This is a genomic window from Craterilacuibacter sp. (assembly GCF_051659485.1).
In the GTDB taxonomy this organism is placed as follows: Bacteria; Pseudomonadota; Gammaproteobacteria; order Burkholderiales; family Chromobacteriaceae; genus Craterilacuibacter.
The window spans coordinates 1-1238 of record NZ_JBOFOO010000044.1; the positions used below are offsets into that span (position 1 = coordinate 1).

Sequence of the window (1238 nt, forward strand, 5' to 3'; positions counted from 1 at the left end):
TCCGGCTCGCCAATATCTTCGTCCGGGGCATTGCCCCAATCGGCCGGATAAAATCCCTGTGCAACATGGCGGTGGAAGGTTGAATACGGCCAATCGCTGACCTGTTCCACCCAGCCGTGTTTCACCGGGTTGTAATGCACATAATCCACATGCCGCGCGAAGTCGGTTTCGTCGCGGATCAGGTGTTCCCAATAACGTCGTTGCCAGATGCCACGCTCGCCGTGCTTCAGGCGCGAGGCCGAGCATGCTTCGCCGGCGGGCAGTGCCCGGCTGAAGCCGGACTTGATCAGCCGCCAGCGCGTGGCGAAGTCGGCATCACCTTCGGGCAGTTCGATCACGCAGTGCAGGTGTTCGGGCAATACCACCCACGCGTGGATGGTGAACGGGTAGTCCCGTTTGACCTTGCTGACTGCAGCGCGCAGCAGGTCGATGTGTTCAACCAGCAGCCGGTTTTCGTGGCGCTCAAGCAGCGTCACGGTAAAGAAATAGGTGCCGCCGGGCCGCCATAGGCGGCGGTAGTCGGACATGGTGTTTTCGCTTCTGGCTTGCGCCGGGGTAGGGTGGGTTAGCCGCTTGCGGCGGCGTAACCCACCAGCCGGATGGAGGTTCGGTGGGTTACGGCGGTTTTACCGCCTAACCCACCCTACACCCCGATCCAATCAGCAGCTGAACATCGCCTTGCCGGTGCGCAGCATCTGCTGGCAGAAGCCCCACTCGTTGTCGTACCAGGCCAGTACTTTCACCATATTGCCGCCGGTGACTTTGGTCAGGGTGGCGTCGAAGGTGGAGGCTTCGGTGCTGTGGTTGAAGTCGCTGGAAACCAGCGGCAGGGTGTTGTAGCCCAGCACACCCTTCATCTTGCCTTCGGAAGCGGCTTTGATGATGGCGTTGACTTCGTCGACGGTGGTGTCGCGGCCGGCTTCGAAGGTCAAATCAACCAGCGACACGTTGATGGTCGGTACGCGTACCGAGAAACCGTCCAGCTTGCCCTTGAGTTCCGGCAGCACCAGACCGACAGCCTTGGCGGCACCGGTCTTGGTCGGGATCATGTTCTGGGTGGCGGAGCGGGCGCGGCGCAGGTCTTTGTGGCGCACGTCGGTCAGCACCTGATCGTTGGTGAAGGCGTGAATGGTGGTCATCAGGCCTTTGCTCAGGCCGATGCTGTCGTTCAGCGCCTTGGCCACCGGTGCCAGGCAGTTGGTGGTGCAGCTGGCGTTGGAAACCACGGTCATGTCGGC

Annotated in this window: 2 protein-coding genes; both read right to left on the reverse strand. The window is 61.6% G+C overall.

Going from position 1 to position 1238, the window contains the following annotated elements:
* Window positions 1–527 (reverse strand): REP-associated tyrosine transposase (locus ACRC1E_RS01335; protein ID WP_438513311.1); only part of this gene is annotated, 527 nt, incomplete at its 3' end.
* Window positions 528–659: 132 nt separating this feature from the next.
* On the reverse strand, window positions 660–1238 hold a 579-nt coding region (locus ACRC1E_RS01340; RefSeq protein ID WP_438513312.1), incomplete at its 5' end, for a type I glyceraldehyde-3-phosphate dehydrogenase.